We start from the raw sequence: 19,797 nt of genomic DNA on the forward strand, positions 1-19,797 counted from the left end.
TTCGAGACGCGGACCAATATCCGCTCCTCAGGGTGAGGGCTGAGGTTTCACTGGTCTCATATCTGCGCCGGTCCGCCTTGGCAAAGCCGTCAGCGCGCATCCGCGCGTTGACAGGGCACGAGCGGCACGCCATCGGTTAGGTCCGCTATTTCGAACAGGCCGGGCGACAAGACAAATCGGAATGCCAAACCGGACGACCCAGGAAGACCAGGCTCTGGCCGATGCGCTGACCGAAGCCAACCGGCCTTCCAGCCTGCTCGTGCAATTCGGTCCCGAACGGGCGCTCCAGCTCGATTCCGGCGCGGTGCTCGAGCATTGGCAGATCGCCTATCAGACCTATGGGCAGCTGAATGCGGACCGCTCCAATGCCGTCCTGATCTGCCATGCGCTGACCGGCGACCAGCATGTCGCCAGCCGCAACCCGATCACCGGCAAGGGCGGCTGGTGGACGGCGATGGTCGGCCCCGGCAAGCCGGTCGATACCGACCGCTTCTTCGTGATCTGCGCCAATGTGCTCGGCGGCTGCATGGGCACCACCGGCCCGGCCTCGACCAATCCGGAGACCGGCAAGCCCTGGGGCCTGTCCTTCCCGATGGTGACGATCCGCGACATGGTGCGGGCACAGGCGCATCTCCTCGACTCGCTCGGCATCGACAGCCTGTTCAGCGTCGTCGGCGGCTCGATGGGCGGTATGCAGGTGCTGCAATGGGCGGCGAGCTACCCGCAGCGGGTGTTCTCGGCCGTGCCGCTTGCGACCGCAGCCAAGCATTCGGCCCAGAACATCGCCTTCCACGAGGTCGGACGCCAGGCGGTGATGGCCGATCCCGACTGGCGCGGCGGGCGCTATCTCGACGAGAATACGCGCCCGGCCAAGGGCCTGTCGGTAGCGCGGATGGGCGCCCACATCACCTATCTCTCGGAGCCGGCACTGCACCGCAAATTCGGCCGCCGGCTGCAGGAGCGCAGCGCGCCGACCTTCACCTTCGACGCCGATTTTCAGGTTGAAAGTTACCTCCGCCATCAAGGCGTCAGCTTCGTCGAACGCTTCGACGCCAATTCCTATCTCTACGTGACGCGGGCGATGGACTATTTCGACCTCGCCGCCGACCATGACGGCGTGCTCGCCAAGGCTTTCGCCGGCACGAAGACACGCTTCTGCGTCGCGTCCTTCACCTCCGACTGGCTGTTCCCGACCAGCGATTCGCGCGCCATCGTGCATGCGCTGAACGCGGCCGGCGCCTCGGTCTCCTTCGTCGAGCTCGAAAGCGACAAGGGCCACGACGCCTTCCTGCTGGAGGAGCCGAACCTGTTCGCGACGACACGCGGCTTCATCGGCGCGGCGGCACGGGCGCGGGGGCTGTGATGGCGACGCGGGAAAGCAACCTCAATCGTCATGGTCGGGCTTGTCCCGACCATCCACGTCTTCGCTGGTCGAATGTCGCGTTCAAGACGTGGATGCTCGCCACAAGGGCGAGCATGACGGATCGGTTCACACTCCCTACCGACATGGGGCGTCGATGACCCTCCCGGACAACCACACCAACCGCATCGACCTGCGCCTCGTCGCCGAGATGGTGACGCCCGGCTCGCGCGTGCTCGATGTCGGCTGCGGCGACGGCGAATTGCTGGCGCTGCTCGCCGAAACCCGCGGCGTCGACGCCCGCGGCATCGAATTGTCGCGCGAAGGCGTCGCCGGCTGCGTGGCGCGCGGGCTCTCGGTGATCCAGGGCGACGCCGACACCGATCTCGCCGACTATCCCGACGATTCCTTCGACTACGTCATCCTCTCGCAGACCATCCAGGCGACGCGCAATCCGCGGCTGGTGTTGGAGCAGATGCTGCGCATCGGCCGGCGCGCCATCGTCTCCTTCCCGAATTTCGGGCATTGGCGCATGCGCAGCCAGGTCTTCTTCCTCGGCCGCATGCCGGTGACCGAGGCCCTGCCCTATTCCTGGTGGGACACGCCGAACATCCATTTCTGCACGATCCGCGACTTCGTCGTGCTCTGCGACACGATCGGCGCGGTCAAGGAACGGGCGGTCGCGCTCGACGTCGCCGGCGGCAAAGTCGGCGTCAGCGCGCCCTGGTGGTTCTGGAACCTCTTTGGCGCGCAGGCGGTGTTCCTGCTGAAGCGCGGATAGCGCCGCAGTCTTTCCGGTGCTTCGCGCAGCGAAGAGCCCGGAACCCATGAACACCACGCGTCAAATCGAGGCGAGCCGCCTCGGTCATTCCGGCAACCATGGTGTTCATGGGTTCCGGGCTCAGGCCTGAGGCCTGCCCCGGAAAGACAAGGCCACGTCAGAACGCCTCTTCCCAGTTGCGGCTGAGCCGCATCGCCGAATTGATCAGTCCGACCATCGAATAGGTCTGCGGGAAATTGCCCCAGAGTTCGCCGGTCTCGAGATCGGCGTCCTCGGAGAGCAGGCCGAAGCTGTTGCGGCGCTGCAGGATGCGCCCGAACAGCTCCTTGGCCTCGTCCTTGCGGCCGATCGCGTGCAGCGCATCGACATACCAGAAGGCGCAGATCAGGAAGCCGGTGTGCATGAAGCCGAAATCGTCCTGCGTGCCGTAGCGCAGGATCAGGTCGCCGCGGCCGAGCTCGCGGCCGATCGCCTCGACAGTCGCGATATAACGGGGATCATCCGGCTTGACGAAGCCGAGCTCGGCGAAAAGCAGCAGCGTCGCGTCGAGATCGGTCCCGTCGAAGGTCGAGACGAAATGACCCTTCTCCTGGTTCCAGACCCGGTCGGCAATGATGCCTTTCAGACGCCTGGCCTCGCCGCGCCAGTACTCCTTGCGGTCGGCCCGGCCGAGCGTGCCGGCGATGCGGGCAAGCCGGTCGCAGGCGGCCCAGCACATCACGCTGGAAAAGGAGTGGACGACCTGCTTCTCGCGTAGCTCCCAGGGGCCGGCATCGGGCTTGTCGAAGAGCTCGATCGCCCGCTCGCCCATACGCTCGAGCTGGCTGAAGAGCGTTTCCTTGCCCGGCTGGATGAGCCGGCGGTCGAAGAAGGAATGGGTGGCGGCGAGCACGACCGCGCCATAGCCGTCATTCTGGATCTGCGTCGCCGCGCCATTGCCGACACGCACAGGCTGGTGACCGCGATAGCCGGCGAGATTCGGCACCTCGAATTCGCGGAGCTCGCCGCCGCGGGTGATCGGATAGAGCGGCGGCAGATGCTCGGCACCATTCTCCGAGAAAGTGTCGACGATGTTGGTGATGAAGCCGAGATAATCCTCCATCGTCCGCGTCGTGCCGAGGCGGTTCAGCGCATGCACGACGAAATAGGCGTCGCGCAGCCAGCAGAAGCGGTAGTCCCAGTTGCGCTGCGTACCCGGCGCCTCGGGGATCGAGGTGGTCAGCGCCGCGACGATGGCCCCGCTCTCCTCGAAGGAGCAGAGCTTCAGCGTGATCGCGGCACGAATGACCTCGCGCTGCCATTCGAAGGGGATGGAAAGCGAGCGGACCCAGTCGCGCCAGTAATCGGTGGTCTTGTCGAGGAACTCGCGCGAGGTCGTCTCGATCTCGGCGCGCAGCGCCTCGTCCGAGCCGATGAAGAAGGAGAACGGCTTCTCGACCGCGAAAGGGATGCTCTCCAGCACATAGGAGATCGGCGCGTCGGTGGTCAGGCGGATGGTCTGGTCGGCTCCGACGAAGCGGACATGGTTGGAGCCGCGGGTGATCTCGTCCGGCACCTCGCCGAGACCGAGGCACGGCTTCACGACGACACGTATGCGCGGGCGGCCGGAGACCCGCCTGACGCGGCGGACCAGCTGAGGCGGCCGAAAGAAGCGCTCATAGCGGACGAAGCGCGGCGCGAAATCGAGGATCTCCAACGCATTGCCGTGATCGTCGGAAAGCACCGAGGAGAGGATCGCGGTGTTGTCGAGATAGCTCTGCTCGCAGCGCGTCATGCCGACCATCTCGATGGCGAAGACGCCCTTTTCCGGCATCGCATCGCCATCCTCGATCCGATTGTCGATCAGAGAGCAGAACACCGGGTCGCGGTCGAAGCGCGGGAAGCAGCCCCAGACGATCCGGGCCTGGCGGTCGATCAGCGCGGCGATGGAGCAGTTGCCGATGACGCCGAGATCGAGCGAGGCCACGCCCGGCGGGGCGACGGTGGTGACAGTCATGCCTATCCCTGATGCAGCTGGTCTTGGTGGAAGGTTCAGTTCTGGAGAAAGGTTTCGAGCGTGAGCTCGCCGCCATCCGCAGCGCCGAGCAGGATACGGTGCAACGCAGTCGGCGAGGCGAGCCGGTGCCGGGCGCAAGTCTGCCCTTCCCCGATCCGAATCGATAGCCCTCCGGCATCGTTGACGGTGGCGAAACCGTTCTCGTCGGTGATGTCGTCGCCGATGAACACGGGCAGGCGGCCGCGATAGGCGGGCTGCTGCATCAGCCAGGCAATGGCCCCGCCCTTGCTCGCAGTGGCCGGAACCAGCTCGGCGACGGCCTTGCCGTGCTGCAGCCGCATCGAGGGGCCGATCTCGGCTGCCAGGCGTTCCATCAGCTCCATCGCCTCATCGGCCAGCGCCGGGGCCAGCCGCCAGTGCAGCGCGACGGACTGGCGCTTGTCCTCGACGATGACGCCGATATTCGCATTAGCGAAACGCACCATGGCCCGCGTCGCGGTACGGAGCGCCTCGGAGGGCGCCGCCAGGGGAGCCTCCTCGCCGCCGAGACGAATCTGCGCGCCGTGCAGGCCGGCGGCGTCGAAACGGAAAGGCGCCGTCATCCTGTCCAGAAACGCCACCGGACGGCCGGAAACCAGCGCCAGCGCGCCACCGAGGCGCTGGCTCAGCGCATCCAGCGCACCCGGCACGCGCCGGTCGAGGCGGACGTCCTCTGGCGAAGGCGCGATCTCGACCAGGGTTCCGTCGAAATCAAGAAACAATGCTATCGATGCGGTACGTGCTGCGAGCGGCGCGTGCAGCTCTGCAGCTTCTGGGCTCTGAGTTTGCGACATGGCGGCCTTGCTAAAGGACGAAACGGGCGAAAGGACGACCGTCCGTCGGCTCGCCACATTCAGGGTTCAGCTTCCCACCGTCGCCATGATCCGGTCACGGCGGCGACGCGATCCGGCCAAGAAGGCCGGCGTGCACACGAAACATTACGTCTGCCGGCGCGTTCTGTTCCCGCGCCAAAACGGCATTCGTCAACAAAAGTGAGGCATTATGCGTCTTGTGGTGGTCTCCAACCGCGTCACCATGCCAGAACGTGGCGAAAAAGTGGCAGCCGGCGGGCTCGCGGTGGCACTCCGCTCCGCTCTGGAAGCGCATGGCGGGCTCTGGTTCGGCTGGAGCGGGAGCACGAGCGCCGAACCGTCCTCCCGCGTAGAACCGGTCCGCGTCGGCAAAGTCTCCTATGCCATCGCCGATCTGACCGAGGCCGAGCGTCAGAGCTACTATCTGGGTTTCTCGAACCGGGCGCTGTGGCCGCTGATGCATTACCGGCTCGGCCTCACCGAGTTCGACCGCTCCGACTATACCGGCTATCTCGCGGTCAACCGCCGGTTCGCCAGGCTTTTGCTGCCGCTGCTGCAGCCCGACGACGTGATCTGGATCCACGACTATCACCTGATCCCGCTGGCGGCGGAGCTGCGGCGCCGCGGCGTCACCAACCGGATCGGCTATTTCCACCACATTCCCTGGCCGTCTGCCGAAGTCTTCGGGGCGCTGCCCTTCAGCGCCACCCTGATCAGCACGATGACGGCCTATGACCTCGTCGGCATGCAGACTCAAACCGACGCCGACAATCTGATCGGCGGGCTGGTCGCGCTGCGCGGCGCCCAGCGCGACGGCGAGCGGGTGAGGGCCGGGCCGCGCGAAACCATCGTCCGCGCCTTCCCGATCGGCATAGACGTCGAATCGTTTCGCAAGCTCGCCGTCGCCTCGGTGCGCGCCGCGACCCAACCGATCCGTGCGACCACCGGCCCGCTCGGCGGCCGCAAGCTGGTGATCGGCGTCGATCGGCTCGACTATTCCAAGGGAATCGTCCAGCGGCTCGAGGCTTTCGGCCAGTTCCTGCGCAGCCATCCCGAACATCGCGGCAATGTCGGCCTGCTGCAGATCGCGCCGCCCTCGCGCAGCGACGTCCCCGAATATGCCGAGCTCGACCGGCAATCGGACGAGGTCGCCGGACGTCTGAATGCCGCGCTCGGCGAATTCGACTGGACGCCGATTCGCGTCGTCAAGAAGGCCTATTCGCGCAGCGCATTGGCCGGTTTCTACCGGCGCGCCCAGGTCGGGCTGGTGACGCCGATGCGCGACGGCATGAACCTCGTCGCCAAGGAATATATCGCGGCGCAGAATCCCGAGGATCCCGGCGTGCTGGTGCTGTCGCGCTTTGCCGGCGCCGCGCATCAGATGCACGAGGCGCTGATCGTCAACCCCTACGACACGCATGAGGTCGCCGAAGCGATTCGCACCGCGCTCGCCATGCCGCAATCGGAGCGGGTGCGGCGCTTCGAGCGGCTCTACGGCACTATCGCCGCGAGCGATATCGGCTGGTGGACCTCGCGCTATCTCGCCGCGCTGACCGGCGCCGACAGCGATGACGGCCTCGTGCCGCCGGAGCCGCCGCGGCGGACGAACCGAACCCGCCAGGCAGCAGCCGGGCCAAATGCGACAAGCCGCCCGACGACAAAAAAAACGACGGCAAAACCGGCCAAAAAGCCGGCGCCGGCAGCAAATGATGCAGTAATGAGCGAAATGCGCGCCGGTTTCAGGCAAGAGGACGGCGCCAAGCTCTTGCCGAATACCGCTTCACCTCGCTAGAAGCAGGCACGGATCGCTTCTTCTTGCCACGCTGGCAGGACGAGCCAGGTCTGGAGCGACATGTCGGCCTGATAGGCTGTGGAGGCGGGCGGAGGGCATTTGATGCGAGGCGCACTCGGGGGATCGGGCGTTCTGCTACGCCGTCTCCGCGAGGTGATGGCAGCGCCGGTCAGTCCGCAGGAGCGGCTGGACCGGCTCGTCGTCCTGATCGCCGGCAATCTCGTGGCCGAGGTCTGCTCGGTCTATGTCCTGCGTGAAGACGGCTCGCTCGAGCTCTATGCCACCGAAGGCCTCAACCGCGAGGCGGTCCACCACACCACCATGCGCGCTGGCGAGGGCCTGGTCGGCCTGATCGCCAGCGAGGCCGAGCCGATCGCGCTTTCGGACGCACAATCGCACCCGGCCTTCTCCTACCGCCCCGAAACCGGCGAAGAGATCTACCGTTCCTTCCTGGGCGTGCCGATCCTGCGCGGCGGCGCGGTGATGGGCGTGCTCGTCATCCAGAACCGCGCCTCGCGCATCTACAGCGAGGACGAGACCGAATCGCTGCAGACCACGGCCATGATCATGGCCGAGATGATCGCGGCCGGCGGCCTGAAGGCCCTGTCCCGGCCCGGCGCCGCGATCGGCCTCGAGCGTCCGATCCACGGCGTCGGCACCACATTGGCCGACGGCGTCGGCCTCGGCTACGCCGTGCTGCACGAGCCTCGCGTCGCGATCACCGACCTGATCGCCGAGGACCCTGCCTTCGAGGTCTCGCGGCTGGAAGCGGCGATCGCGCAGATGCGCGTGGCGATCGACGAGCTGATCGAGCGCGGCGATGTCGCCCATACCGGCGAGCATCGCGACGTTCTCGAGACCTTCCGCATGTTCGCGCATGATCAGGGCTGGCTGCGGCGCATGCGCGAGGCGGTGATGACCGGCCTCACCGCCGAGGCGGCGGTCGAGCGCGTGCAGTCGGATACGCGCGCCAAGATGCAGCGCCAGACCGACCCCTATCTGCGCGAGCGCCTGCACGATCTCGACGACCTCGCCAACCGGCTGCTGCGCACGCTGGTCGGCAAGCCGAACGGCGTCGCCCGCGAGCAATTGCCGGAAAACGCCATCCTCATCGCCCGTTCGATGGGGCCGGCGGCCCTTCTCGACTATGACCGAGCCCATCTGCGCGGCCTCGTGCTCGAAGAGGGCGGTCCGACCAGCCATATCGCGATCGTGGCGCGCGCGCTCGGCATTCCGGCCGTGGGCGAGATCGCCAATGCGACAGCACTGATCGAGGCGGGCGACGCGGTCATCGTCGACGGCCAGGCCGGCGAGGTGCAGATCCGGCCACAGCCCGATGTCGAGAACGCCTACAAGGACAAGGCGCGCCTGCGCGCCCGCAAGCAGGAGCAGTTCCGCAAGCTCAAGACGCAGCCGGCGGTGACCAAGGACGGTGTCGGCATCAGCCTGCAGATCAATGCCGGGCTGCTCGTCGACCTGCCCAATCTGGACGAGACCAATGCCGGCGGCATCGGGCTGTTCCGCACCGAGCTGCAATTCATGGTGGCGCAGCACATGCCGACCACCGCCGAGCAGCAGACGCTCTACGGCGCGGTGCTGGCCGCGGCCAATGGCCGGCCCGTGACCTTCCGGACCCTCGATATCGGCGGCGACAAGGTGCTGCCCTATATGGAGCGCGTCGAGGAGGAGAACCCGGCGCTGGGCTGGCGGGCGATCCGCATCGGGCTCGACAAGCCACGGCTGCTGCGCGCCCAGGTCCGGGCGCTGCTGCGCGCCGGCGCGGGCTACGACATGAAGATCATGCTGCCCATGATCGCGACCGTGAACGAATTCCTCCGGGCCCGGCTGATCGTACGCCGCGAGCTCGCCGTATTGGAGCGCGACGGCCGCCCGGCCCCGTCCAGCCTCCAGCTCGGCGTCATGGTCGAGGTGCCCTCCCTGCTCTTCGAATTGCCGGAGATCGCCCGCGAGGCGGACTTCCTCTCGGTCGGCACCAATGACCTGATGCAGTTCCTGTTCGCGGCCGATCGCGAAAACCGGCGCGTCTCGGAACGCTTCGATCCGCTCTGCGCCGCCGGGCTGCGGGCCCTGCGCGCAATCGTCGACCATGCCGACAAGGCCGGCTGCCCGGTCACGGTCTGCGGCGAGATGGGCGGCAAGCCGATCGAGGCACTGGCGCTGATCGCGCTCGGTTACCGCTCGTTCTCGATGTCGGCGGCCTCGGTCGGGCCGGTCAAGGCGATGCTGCGGGCACTCGATGCCGGCAAGGCGCGCCAACGTCTCGATGCCTGGCTCGCCGCGTCGGACGGCGCCGCCAGCCTGCGCCCGCTGCTTTCGGCGCTCGCCGCCGAGATGAAGGTACCGGTCTAGCGACGCCCGCTAACCGTGCTTGCCGGCCGCGCCGGCCCCTATGTCCAGCAAGATCGCATCAGCGCCATGTCCCTCCTCCTCCCGCAAGACCGCCTCGACGGCATCGTCGCCCGCCATGCCGCGGCCAGCGACGCAATCAACCATGCGAGCGATCCGGTCCGCGTGGTCGAGCTCGCCAAGGAACTGGCCGAACTCGACCCGGTGGTCGCCGCCATCGCCGCCTGGCGCAAGGCGCAGGCCGGACTCGACGAGGCGCTCGCCATGATCGACGATCCGTCGACCGATGCCGAGATGCGCGACCTCGCCTATGAGGAGCGCGACCTGGCGCGCGCCGAGATCGAGACACGCAGCCGCGAGATCCTGATCGCGCTGCTCCCCAAGGACGCCGCAGACGAGCGCGGCGTCATCCTCGAGATCCGGGCCGGAACCGGCGGCGACGAAGCCTCGCTCTTCGCCGGCGACCTGCTGCGCATGTATCAGCGCTACGCCGCCCAGAAGGGCTGGAGCCTCGACATTCTCTCCGAGAGCGAAGGCACGGTCGGCGGCTTCAAGGAGGTCATCGCGGAGATCTCCGGCAAAGGTGTCTATGCGAGGCTGAAATTCGAATCCGGCGTCCACCGCGTGCAGCGCGTGCCCGACACCGAGGCGAGCGGGCGCATCCATACCTCGGCCGCCACCGTCGCGACCCTGCCGCTCGCCAGCGAGGTCGACGTGTCGCTCGATGAAAAGGATCTGCGCATCGACACGATGCGCGCCGGCGGCGCCGGCGGCCAGCACGTCAACAAGACCGAATCGGCGGTGCGCCTGACGCATCTTCCGTCCGGCATCGTGGTGGTGGTCCAGGACGAGCGCTCGCAGCACAAGAACAAGGCGCGCGCCTTCGAGCTGATGCGCGCCAAGCTCTACGACATGGAGCGCAGCCGCGCCGACGCGGAGCGCTCGGCCGACCGGCGCTCGCAGATCGGCTCCGGCGACCGCTCGGAGCGGATCCGGACCTACAATTTCCCGCAAGGCCGCGTCACCGAGCATCGCATCAACCTGACGCTCTACAGGCTTGACGAGATGATGCAGGGGCTGGTGCTCGACGAGATCATCGACGCCCTCACCGCTGCCCGCCAGGCCGAGCTGCTCGCAGAGCAAGGGGCAGCGTGAAACCTTCCGCCGGAACGTGCGTTACTTGGCTATCGGTAACGTCGTTAGGGGAGGATAGAGATGAAGACCCTGTTCAGCAGCATGGTCCTTGCGGCAGCGATCGCCCTGACGCCGGCCCTGGCCCAGGCCCAGACCGGTTCGCAGACCGCACGCAAGGTGTTCGGCGGCGATGCCGCGCATCTGCAGAAGGCCAAGACCGAGAAGCAGGCACGCCAGGATTGCCAGCTTCAGTTCCGCGGCGCTAAGGAGAGCAAATCCGCGCTCCGCACCAAGATGAACGCCTGCGTCCAGGAGCAGATGCAGGGCAACTGAGCCGGCCCGAAGGCCGGCGCCAAGGATCGATTTGCCGCGCACCGGCCATCCCGCCGACGGTTTTGAGCCCGCTGTCCCCGTGACGGCGGGCGCAGCCGTGTCCGAGACGCGCAAGGTGCTCGCAAGAGCGCTGCGCCAGGCAGGGGTCGCCGACTGGAGCTTCGAAGCGCGCATCCTCATCGAGGATCTCGCCGGCGCAGGCGATCGGCTGGATATTGATTCGGCCACCCGGCTTCAGGCGGCGCTGACACGACGGCTCGCCGGCGAGCCGCTCTGGCGCGTGCTCGGCGCCCGCGAATTCTGGGGGCTGAGCTTTCGCCTGTCGACCGGCACGCTCGAACCCCGGCCCGATAGCGAGACGCTGATCGAGGCGGCCCTGCAGCATCTTGGCGAGCGTCGCCGGGAGGCGCTCGCCTTTCTCGATCTCGGCACCGGCACGGGCTGCCTGCTGATCGCAGCACTGAGCGAGTTTCCGTTGGCCCGCGGCACTGGCGTCGACCTGTCCGAGGACGCGCTGGCGACCGCCGTCCGCAACGCCGTCAGCAACGGGGTCGCCGATCGGGCTGAGTTCCGCCTGGCGCGCTGGGATGCGGGGCTGAGCGGAAAATTCGACCTCATCCTGTCGAATCCGCCCTATATTTCCAGCCGCGAGATCGCCCTGCTCGAACCTGCCGTGCGCGACCATGATCCGCATCTGGCGCTGGATGGCGGGGCCGACGGGCTCGACGCCTATCGCGCCCTCGCCGGGCTGCTGCCGGCGCGCCTGGCTCCCGAGGGCCGGGCGATCCTGGAAATCGGGGCCGGGCAGGAAGGCGATGTCTGCGCGCTGATGCAGGCTGCGGGACTGCGGCATCTGCAGTCGCATCGCGATCTCGGCGGCCATGTCCGCGCGCTGGTCTTCACAGCGGAACTGTGAACTTTCACAGTCACCCGAGCGAATTTGCTTGGAAGGGCGGCAGAAACCGGTTATGCACGGGTTGTCTTGAAGACGGTGTCGTCAGCACATAGCCTTTAGCGAGGACCAGCGAAACGGTCTGGCTTTTGGATTACTGCCAGGACCGACGCTAACTGACACAGCGAGATCGAGACTTCGAGCGTGCGAGAGCGCCGCTCGGTCTGGAGCCAAAGAAGCTCCGTTGGAAAGAGCGCGTGAAGATCCATATCGGCGCAGAGCCCTTCCAGGTCGGATTGCCTCAGCGCGGCGTCGCAACCCGCCGCGCGTCACTTCGTATGTGACGCCCTTGCACGGTTGCCTCGAATGAACAGAACGCGAGATTGACGCGAATGAGACCAGGTCAGAACCGGCGCATGCGCGGCCGTAACAACAATAACAACAACAATGGCGGCAACCGCAAAGCTCCAAATCCGTTGCAGCGGAGCTACGAATCCAACGGTCCCGACGTCAAGGTCAGGGGCACCGCCCAGCATGTCGCGGAAAAGTATCTTCAGCTAGCCAGGGATGCCCAGTCTTCGGGTGACCCGGTTGCCGCAGAGAACTATTTCCAGCACGCCGAACACTACTATCGCATCCTGCTCGCCGCCCAGGAGCAGATGGCGCAGCAATTCGGCCACAGCTTCCCGCCCAACCGCGCCTTCAACGAGGACCCGGACGAGGCCGAGGAAGAGAGCGAGGACGAGAACGCCGGCTTCCAGCCCGGTGGCCAGCCGGCCGAGCGCCAGAGCTACAACGGCAATGGCGGCGTCAACGGCCATGCCGCGCCGCGCCAGGAGGGCGAGCAAGGCGAGGGCCAGCGCTTCGACCGGCCGAACCGTGGCGAGCGCAATTTCGACCGCAACCCGGAGCGCAACGGCCGCCGCTTCGACCGCAATGACCGCCAGGAGCGCGGTGAGCGCGGCGAACGCCGCTTCGAGCGCCAGGACGGTCAGCCGGCGGCCCATGCACCGCGACCGGAAGCGCAGCCCGGTGCCGAGCAGCCCGACTATGTCGCGGAACCGATCCAGGCCGAGCGCCCGCCCCGCCCCGAGCGTCAGCCGCGTGGCGAGCGCCAGCGCCGGACCGAAGTCGCGGCCGTGACGGAGGAGCAGGAGGTCGCGACCGCCCTGCCGGCCTTCCTGACGACGCCGACGCGCCTGCCGATCGCGATCACCTCCAGCGAGGGCGAGACCGCCCCCCCGGAGGCCGCCGCCGAGCCGGTTTCCGCCGAAACGGCCGAGGCCGCAGAGCAGGAGAAGCCCAAGCGCACGCGCCGGCGCCGCTCGCCGCGGGAAGTGATGGATGCGCTCGGCTCCGAGAGCGACGGCGCCGCCGAATGAGCCGGGCCGCCGCGGCGGTCTGCGCAGAAAGCTGAGGAAAAGGGCCCGGAAGGGCTCTTTTTCATGTCAGGGAATGCCGGCCGGCGCGACCTGCGCCGCAGCCGCGATTTCGAGCCGTGCGCCCTTCGCGATCACGCCCCCTGCGAGCACGCGGCAGTAGATCCCGCAATCGACATGGCCATAGCCCTGCAGCAGCGCCTTCGGGATCTGCAGGTCACGGGCGCCGGTCGTCGGATCGACATTGGTGGCGGCGCAGCGCTCGATCCGCTTGATCACTGAGAGGCGCAAGCCCCCCGGCCCCTCCAGTTCGCGTCCGACCAGGTCGTTCTCGGCCCAGGCCGGCAGATCCTCGACCATGACATTGCCGCGAAAGCGCAACGGGTCGATCGCCGCGCCCATCCGCGCCGCGAGATCGGCAACACTCGCCAGATTGATGATCGAGACGAAGCCCGAGCGCGAATCGGTGAAGCGATAGCCCTCGGGCGCCGCGAGCAGACGCGGTCGGCCACGCAGCTCCTCCGGCATGAAGCCCTCGAAGAAGGCCGAGAGCCGGTCCTGCCCCTCCGGGCGATGCGGCAAGATCCGCAGCACCTCACGGCCCTCCTGCGAGATCGTGAGTTCGCCGCCGGCATCGTCATGGCGTGTCCTGAGCCGCGCCAGCGACTCGTTGCGCATCAGCATCAGATATTTGATCTTGGGCTGGTGCACCGGCTCGGCCGGATCGAAACCCGAGGGCCCGTTCTCGATGGCGAAGAGCCGGTCGCCCGGGAAGTAGCCGCCGGCCGAGAGCGCCGCGCTCGTCAATGGCTCCGGCGAGAGCCCCTTGACTGGATAACGGTAGAGCGATGCGACGCGCATGATCTTGTCCTCGGTGGTGCGGCGAGGCCGGACCTTGGCATAGCCGGGGGCCCGCGATCCAGCACGCGACCGGCAGGGATCGACGAAATCCCCGGATCGGACGGTCAGGACGCGTTGCCCTCGCCGCCATCCTCGTCGCCATCGGCGACGGAGCGCTGGCAGCCCCAGCCCGAGAGCACGTCGTCGGTCTGGTCGATGACGAAGAAGCGGGCCGCATCGCGCTCATAGCCTTCGGCGAGCAACCGGTCGTAATCGGTGTGGCTGTGGCGGACATGGCTGCCGAGCGCCAGCCAGAGCGCCGTCGACGGCGGCAGGGCCTTCATCTGATTGCGGCCGGCGAGCGCCAGTACCGCCTCGGCATCGCTCAGGGGGATACCCGGCGCCAGCGCCCGGAGCGCCTTGCGAATCGCCTGTTGCCGCCGGGTTCCAACCATGGCCCAAGGCTGGGCGGGGGCGGCGTCGATCGTCAATCCCAAAGCGGACACGCCCCCCTTACGTTGCCCCGATGCAACACCTATCTGTCTGGACGAGGGGTCGCCCGACAGGGGGCTCCATCCTGACGAAAGGCAGCCGGCTCCGCCGCCACGGGGCGCGACCGGCGGGCGGAGGTTTATTGATGAACATTGAGAAATACACGGATCGGGCGAAGGGTTTCCTACAGGCCGCGCAGACCATCGCGATGCGCGAGGGTCATCCCCAGTTCACGCCCGAGCATGTGCTGAAGGCATTGCTCGACGACAATGAAGGCATGGCCGCGGGCCTGATCGACCGCAGCGGCGGCCAGTCGCGCCTGGCCAAGCAGATGGTCGACGCGGCGCTGGCCAAGCTGCCCAAGGTCAGCGGCTCCGGCGCCGGCGCGCCGCAGCTGACGCCTGCCCTGGCGCGCGTCTTCGGCACGGCCGAGACGGCCGCCGACAAGGCCGGCGACTCGTTCGTCACGGTCGAGCGGCTGCTGCTCGCGCTCGCGATCGAGAAGGAGACCGAGGCGGGCAAGGTGCTTGCCAAGGCCGGCGTCACGCCGCAGGGCCTGAATGCCGCGATCGAGGCGATCCGCAAGGGCCGCACCGCCGATTCCGCTTCGGCCGAGCAGAGCTATGACGCGCTGAAGAAGTATGCGCGCGACCTGACGGCCGCGGCACGCGAGGGCAAGCTCGACCCGGTCATCGGCCGCGACGAGGAGATCCGCCGCACCATCCAGGTGCTGTCGCGCCGGACCAAGAACAATCCGGTGCTGATCGGCGAGCCCGGCGTCGGCAAGACCGCGATCGCCGAAGGCTTGGCGCTGCGCATCGTCAATGGCGACGTGCCCGAGAGCCTGAAGGACAAGGAGCTGCTCGCTCTCGACATGGGCGCGCTGATCGCCGGCGCGAAATATCGCGGCGAGTTCGAGGAGCGGCTGAAGGCCGTGCTCTCCGAGGTCTCGGCCGCGGCGGGCGGCGTCATCCTGTTCATCGACGAGATGCACACCCTCGTCGGCGCCGGCAAGACCGACGGCGCGATGGATGCTTCCAACCTGCTGAAGCCGGCTCTGGCGCGCGGCGAGCTGCATTGCATCGGCGCGACCACGCTCGACGAGTACCGCAAATATGTCGAGAAGGATGCGGCGCTGGCGCGGCGCTTCCAGCCCGTCTTCATCGACGAGCCGACGGTCGAGGACACGATCTCGATCCTGCGCGGGTTGAAGGAGAAGTACGAGCAGCACCATCGCGTCCGGATCACCGACTCGGCGCTGGTCGCGGCGACGACGCTGTCTAACCGCTACATCACCGACCGCTTCCTGCCCGACAAGGCAATCGACCTCGTCGACGAGGCTTCGGCGCGCCTGCGCATGCAAGTCGACTCCAAGCCCGAGGAGCTCGATTCGATCGATCGCGAGATCGTCCGCCTGCGCATCGAGCAGGAGGCGCTGAAGAAGGAGAGCGATGCCGGCTCGCAGGAGCGGCTGCGGCGGCTCGAGGCCGAGCTCGCCGAGCTCGAGGCCCGCTCCGCCACGATCACCGCGCGCTGGAAGGCCGAGAAGGACAAGCTCGGCCAGGCCGCCGAGATCAAGACCAAGCTCGACAACGCCCGCAACGAGCTGGCGCAGGCGCAGCGCAAGGGCGAGTACCAGCGCGCCGGCGAGCTCGCCTATGGCGAGATCCCGCAGCTCGAAAAGGCGCTCGCCGAGATCGAGGCCAATGGCGATCAGTCCGGCATGGTCGAGGAGGCCGTGACGCCCGATCACGTCGCGCAGGTGGTCAGCCGCTGGACCGGCGTGCCCGTCGACAAGATGCTGGAAGGCGAGAAGGACAAGCTGCTGCGCATGGAGGAGAGCCTCGCCAAGCGCGTCGTCGGCCAGGAGGAAGCGGTCGAGGCCGTCTCCAAGGCGGTCAGGCGCGCCCGCGCCGGGCTGCAGGACCCGAACCGGCCGATCGGCTCTTTCATGTTCCTGGGGCCCACCGGCGTCGGCAAGACCGAGCTGACCAAGGCACTCGCCGCCTTCCTGTTCGACGACGAGACCGCGATGGTCCGGATCGACATGTCGGAATACATGGAGAAGCACTCGGTCAGCCGGCTGATCGGCGCCCCTCCGGGCTATGTCGGCTATGAGGAAGGCGGCGCGCTGACCGAGGCCGTCAGGCGCCGGCCCTATCAGGTCGTGCTGTTCGACGAGGTCGAGAAGGCGCATCCGGACGTGTTCAACGTCCTCTTGCAGGTGCTCGACGACGGACGCCTGACCGATGGCCAGGGCCGCACGGTCGATTTTCGCAACGTCCTGATCATCATGACCTCGAATCTCGGTTCGGAGTTCCTGGTGAACCAGCCCGAGGGCGAGGACAGCGACGCCGTCCGCGACGAGGTGATGGGCGTGGTGCGCCATGCCTTCCGCCCGGAGTTCCTGAACCGGATCGACGACATCATCCTGTTCCACCGCCTGCGGCGGTCGGATATGGGCGCGATCGTCGACATCCAGATGGGCCGCCTCGGCAAGCTCCTGACCGATCGCAAGATCGCCCTCGAGCTCTCCGACGAGGCGCGCGACTGGCTGGCCGACAAGGGCTATGACCCGGCCTATGGCGCGCGTCCGCTGAAGCGGGTGATCCAGAAGTCGGTGCAGGACCCTCTGGCCGAACTGCTGCTCGCCGGCACGGTCCGGGACGGCGAAAGCGTGCCGCTGACCGTGGGGCCCGCCGGGCTGATGCTCGGCGAGTTCCCCGCGGCGAGCGAAGCCCGTCCGGCAGGGGTTGCGCTGAACTAAGTTGCGGCCGCATCAACACGAAGGGCGCCGCGAAAGCGGCGCCCTTTTTCGTTTCGTCACTCTCGGCCGGGGCGACGTGGCCTATTTTCTGGTCACTGTTATCATGGTCCGGCTCGTCCCGACCATCCACGTCTTCCTGCGGGCAGCGCGGTGTTCGAGACGTGGATGCTCGCCACAAGGGCGAGCATGACGGACTGCAAGGGCCTCATGCCTATGGCCGCCGGGTCACCACCCCGAACTGGCGGCGGGCCTCACTCCATCCTGGCCGCAGTCCGCATCACCGCGAGCGCCAGCGTCTGCGCCGCCGGAACGATACTCTCGACCTCCAAGAACTCGTCCGGCGTGTGCGCCATGCCGCCGACCGGGCCGACGCTGCACAGGGTCGGGCAGCCCTGGGCGGCGGTGAAGCCGGAATCGGCGCAGCCGCCGGTGTATTCGGCGGTGACGGCGATGCCGAAACCGGCGGCCGCATCGCGATAGGCCTCGTAGAGCTCGGCCGACTCAGCCGTCGTCTCCAGCGGCAGGAACTCGCCCTTGATGATGAGCTGCGCCGAGGAGCCCTCGACCACCGGCGTCTCGACGATGGCGCGGATCGCGTCGACCAGCGCGTCGCGCTGCGCCTTGGTGCGGTAGCGCAGGTCGATCTCGCACCAGGCGTGCGGGGCGACGGTGTTGACGGTCTGGCCGCCGCCGATCAGCCCGACATTGACGGTGACGCCGGCTTCGAGATCGGTCAGCCCCTGGATCTTCGGGATCTTGTGGCCGAGATCGACGATGGCCGAGACGCCCTTCTCGTAATTCGCGCCGGAATGGGCGGCCCTGCCCTGGAAATCGGCGCGCATGAAGACGCCGCCCTTGCGGCCGGAGGTGACCGACTGCCGGCGGTCACGGACGAACTCGGTGCCAGCCGGCAGGCGGCTCGGCTCGGCATTGAAGACGCAGCGCGACTCGCGCGCCGCCGCCTCGATCACCGGGCGCGAGGATGGCGAGGCGATCTCCTCGTCGCTGGTGGTCAGCATCATCAGCGGCGCCTTCAGGCCACCGCAGGCCGAAAAGGCGGCAGCGACGAAGGCCTCGATGACCAGCCCCGCCTTCATGTCGGCGACACCCGGTCCATAGGCGCGGCCGTCACGGATGGTGAAGGGCCGGCGCGTCGGCTCACCCTCGGGGAAGACGGTGTCGCGATGGCCGAGCAGCAGCACCGGGCGCTGGTCGTTGGCGCCGGGATTGGCCAGGCGCGCCTTGACCGCGTCGCCATAGCGAGCATCGGGCATGACCTCGACGGCAAGCCCGTTCTTCTCGTGGAAGCGGGCCAGAACCTGGCCGGCCCGGTCGACCCCCGCCTTGTCATAGGAGCCGGAATCGGTGTCGACCATCTCGCGCAGCAGGTCGATCATCGCCTGCTTGCGCTCGCCGAGCCAGGCAGCGACCTTGGTTTCCTCGGGCGTCATGTCGGTCATGGTCGGGGGCTCTCTGTGGTTCCGGATGCGTGGGAAGCCGAAGCTAGTGCATCGGCGCAAGCGCAGGGAACCGGCATTCGCGCCGGACAGCCCCCGCCTTTCCGGCAGGACGCCCGGCCCGCTTCGCCTTCCCATGGCCGTCTTCGCTCCCGATCATGCGCCATGAGCGGCATTCCACAGCGAAGGATGCAGGGATGACGGCGCTTCGCATCATCGTTTCGGGCGTGGTCCAGGGGGTCGGCTACCGGCAATGGCTGCGCGAGCGGGCGCTCCTCGCCGGGGTGGCCGGCTGGGTGCGCAACCGCAGCGACGGCACGGTGGAGGCCTTGCTGGCCGGAGCGCCGGATACGCTGGAGGCGCTCGTCGCCGAGGCGCGGAAGGGACCGCGCGGCGCCAGGGTCACGGATATCGAGCGCCGCGAGGCCTCGGCCGCCGACCATGCGGACCCGGATTTTTCGATCGCGCCCAGCCTGTGACGGTCGAGACCCAGTGCAGGAATCTCGTGACATCAGCCTAGAACGCGATATCGCAGCTCCCGCAAACGGCGCGACAGCAAAAAGAGGATTCGGCGGGGCAGTCAGCTCACGACCCGTTACGGGCGTTGAAGCTCGACCGAACCCGGTCGATCTGCGATCATTTCTCGTATGACCAGCGCAACGCAGCGTATTGTCTCGGCAGGCTATGACCTTGTCGCAGATGCCTATCTCGAACGGTTCGGCATCTCGACTGTTCGCCAGAAATGGCTGGAGCGCCTGGTCGATGGCTTGCCCGCAACGGGCGGTCGTGTCCTCGACCTCGGGTGCGGAGCTGGAGTTCCTGTTGCCCTGGAATTAGCGGCGTCGGGGCACATCGTGGTTGGTGTTGACGGTTCGCCCCAACAGATTGCCAGGGCTCGCCAAAACGTTCCCCAAGCTACGTTCATCGAAGCGGATATGTGCAATGTGGGCTTTGAAGCAGCCTCGTTCGACGCCGTGGCGGCCTTCTATTCAATCACGCATGTTCCGCCAGCGCAGCAGACGGCGTTGATTGCCAGCATCGCCAGGTGGATCAAGCCCGGTGGAACGTTCGTCGCAAGCTTTGGAGCTGGCGCGGCCGGAGAATGGACGGGTGAGTGGCTGGGAACAACAATGTTCTTCGGGCATGCCGGAGAGGCGGAAACACGAAGGGCTCTGATCGATGCAAGTATGTGCGTTCGTCATTCCTCGGTCGAGAAACAGGACAACGAGGAAGCTGCGTTCATGTGGATCGAAGCGACCAAGGGCCGCTGACGACCCATCCACGAGATCCCCAACGCCGGCTGCCTGACACCCCTGGCCCAATAGAAAAGGCCCGCCGGACAGCCGGCGGGCCCTG

The 19,797-nt window shown here is 67.4% G+C and carries 17 protein-coding genes; 12 read left to right on the forward strand and 5 right to left on the reverse strand.

Features of this window, described 5'->3' with window-relative positions; all coding sequences use genetic code 11:
• The first annotated feature begins 181 nt into the window (after nt 1-181).
• Nucleotides 182-1,363, forward strand: a complete 1,182-nt coding sequence (gene metX, locus AC3RCC_RS22945) for a homoserine O-acetyltransferase MetX (RefSeq protein WP_492256697.1) — start codon at nt 182-184, stop codon at nt 1,361-1,363.
• A gap of 154 nt (nt 1,364-1,517) precedes the next feature.
• The gene (gene metW / locus AC3RCC_RS22950; RefSeq protein ID WP_492256698.1) at nt 1,518-2,141 is read left to right on the forward strand and encodes a methionine biosynthesis protein MetW; all 624 of its coding nucleotides are present in this window, start codon (nt 1,518-1,520) and stop codon (nt 2,139-2,141) included.
• Between the two features lie 157 nt (nt 2,142-2,298).
• Here metW and AC3RCC_RS22955 read toward each other — a convergent pair whose 3' ends face one another.
• Together AC3RCC_RS22955 and otsB are read right to left on the reverse strand one after the other, a co-directional pair.
• Nucleotides 2,299-4,137: a glycoside hydrolase family 15 protein gene (locus tag AC3RCC_RS22955; RefSeq protein WP_492256699.1), complete on the reverse strand. Its 1,839-nt coding sequence runs from the start codon at nt 4,135-4,137 to the stop codon at nt 2,299-2,301.
• A gap of 35 nt (nt 4,138-4,172) precedes the next feature.
• Complete coding sequence (gene otsB, locus AC3RCC_RS22960; RefSeq protein ID WP_492256700.1) at nt 4,173-4,898, reverse strand: trehalose-phosphatase; 726 nt, start codon at nt 4,896-4,898, stop codon at nt 4,173-4,175.
• Nucleotides 4,899-4,968: 70 nt separating this feature from the next.
• Here otsB and AC3RCC_RS22965 point away from each other — a divergent pair, with 70 nt between their 5' ends.
• The 7 genes from AC3RCC_RS22965 to AC3RCC_RS22995 all read left to right on the forward strand — a co-directional run bounded on the left by AC3RCC_RS22965 (nt 4,969) and on the right by AC3RCC_RS22995 (nt 12,888).
• Complete coding sequence (locus tag AC3RCC_RS22965; RefSeq protein WP_492256701.1) at nt 4,969-5,172, forward strand: hypothetical protein; 204 nt, start codon at nt 4,969-4,971, stop codon at nt 5,170-5,172.
• A gap of 3 nt (nt 5,173-5,175) precedes the next feature.
• The gene (locus AC3RCC_RS22970) at nt 5,176-6,780 is read left to right on the forward strand and encodes an alpha,alpha-trehalose-phosphate synthase (UDP-forming) (RefSeq protein WP_492258820.1); all 1,605 of its coding nucleotides are present in this window, start codon (nt 5,176-5,178) and stop codon (nt 6,778-6,780) included.
• 102 nt (nt 6,781-6,882) lie between these two features.
• Nucleotides 6,883-9,150 (forward strand): phosphoenolpyruvate--protein phosphotransferase, encoded by a 2,268-nt coding sequence (gene ptsP / locus AC3RCC_RS22975; RefSeq protein ID WP_291635288.1) that lies wholly within the window; start codon nt 6,883-6,885, stop codon nt 9,148-9,150.
• Between the two features lie 66 nt (nt 9,151-9,216).
• Nucleotides 9,217-10,302, forward strand: coding sequence for a peptide chain release factor 1 (prfA, locus tag AC3RCC_RS22980; protein ID WP_492256702.1), 1,086 nt, complete (start codon nt 9,217-9,219; stop codon nt 10,300-10,302).
• A 60-nt stretch (nt 10,303-10,362) separates the two neighbouring features.
• Nucleotides 10,363-10,614: a hypothetical protein gene (locus AC3RCC_RS22985; protein WP_291635284.1), complete on the forward strand. Its 252-nt coding sequence runs from the start codon at nt 10,363-10,365 to the stop codon at nt 10,612-10,614.
• Between the two features lie 97 nt (nt 10,615-10,711).
• Nucleotides 10,712-11,530: a peptide chain release factor N(5)-glutamine methyltransferase gene (prmC, locus tag AC3RCC_RS22990; protein WP_291635282.1), complete on the forward strand. Its 819-nt coding sequence runs from the start codon at nt 10,712-10,714 to the stop codon at nt 11,528-11,530.
• 392 nt (nt 11,531-11,922) lie between these two features.
• The gene (locus AC3RCC_RS22995) at nt 11,923-12,888 is read left to right on the forward strand and encodes a DUF4167 domain-containing protein (protein WP_291635280.1); all 966 of its coding nucleotides are present in this window, start codon (nt 11,923-11,925) and stop codon (nt 12,886-12,888) included.
• A gap of 66 nt (nt 12,889-12,954) precedes the next feature.
• On the opposite strand, the gene AC3RCC_RS23000 is transcribed toward AC3RCC_RS22995, so the two are convergent.
• Nucleotides 12,955-13,746 (reverse strand): MOSC domain-containing protein, encoded by a 792-nt coding sequence (locus tag AC3RCC_RS23000; RefSeq protein ID WP_492256703.1) that lies wholly within the window; start codon nt 13,744-13,746, stop codon nt 12,955-12,957.
• 104 nt (nt 13,747-13,850) lie between these two features.
• Nucleotides 13,851-14,180, reverse strand: coding sequence for a DUF2293 domain-containing protein (locus tag AC3RCC_RS23005; protein ID WP_291645257.1), 330 nt, complete (start codon nt 14,178-14,180; stop codon nt 13,851-13,853).
• A gap of 182 nt (nt 14,181-14,362) precedes the next feature.
• Between AC3RCC_RS23005 and clpB the strand changes: the two genes are divergently transcribed.
• Nucleotides 14,363-16,984: an ATP-dependent chaperone ClpB gene (clpB, locus tag AC3RCC_RS23010; protein ID WP_492256704.1), complete on the forward strand. Its 2,622-nt coding sequence runs from the start codon at nt 14,363-14,365 to the stop codon at nt 16,982-16,984.
• Nucleotides 16,985-17,235: 251 nt separating this feature from the next.
• On the opposite strand, the gene AC3RCC_RS23015 is transcribed toward clpB, so the two are convergent.
• On the reverse strand, nt 17,236-18,435 hold the full coding sequence (locus AC3RCC_RS23015) for a M20 family metallopeptidase (RefSeq protein ID WP_492258821.1): 1,200 nt from the start codon (nt 18,433-18,435) through the stop codon (nt 17,236-17,238).
• A gap of 203 nt (nt 18,436-18,638) precedes the next feature.
• Here AC3RCC_RS23015 and AC3RCC_RS23020 point away from each other — a divergent pair, with 203 nt between their 5' ends.
• Both AC3RCC_RS23020 and AC3RCC_RS23025 read left to right on the forward strand, forming a co-directional pair.
• Nucleotides 18,639-18,920 (forward strand): acylphosphatase, encoded by a 282-nt coding sequence (locus AC3RCC_RS23020; protein WP_452116783.1) that lies wholly within the window; start codon nt 18,639-18,641, stop codon nt 18,918-18,920.
• Nucleotides 18,921-19,088: 168 nt separating this feature from the next.
• Nucleotides 19,089-19,712, forward strand: a complete 624-nt coding sequence (locus tag AC3RCC_RS23025) for a class I SAM-dependent methyltransferase (RefSeq protein WP_492256705.1) — start codon at nt 19,089-19,091, stop codon at nt 19,710-19,712.
• Nucleotides 19,713-19,797: the final 85 nt, after the last annotated feature.

The organism is Allobosea sp. GW823-FHT01F03 (genome assembly GCF_058798075.1).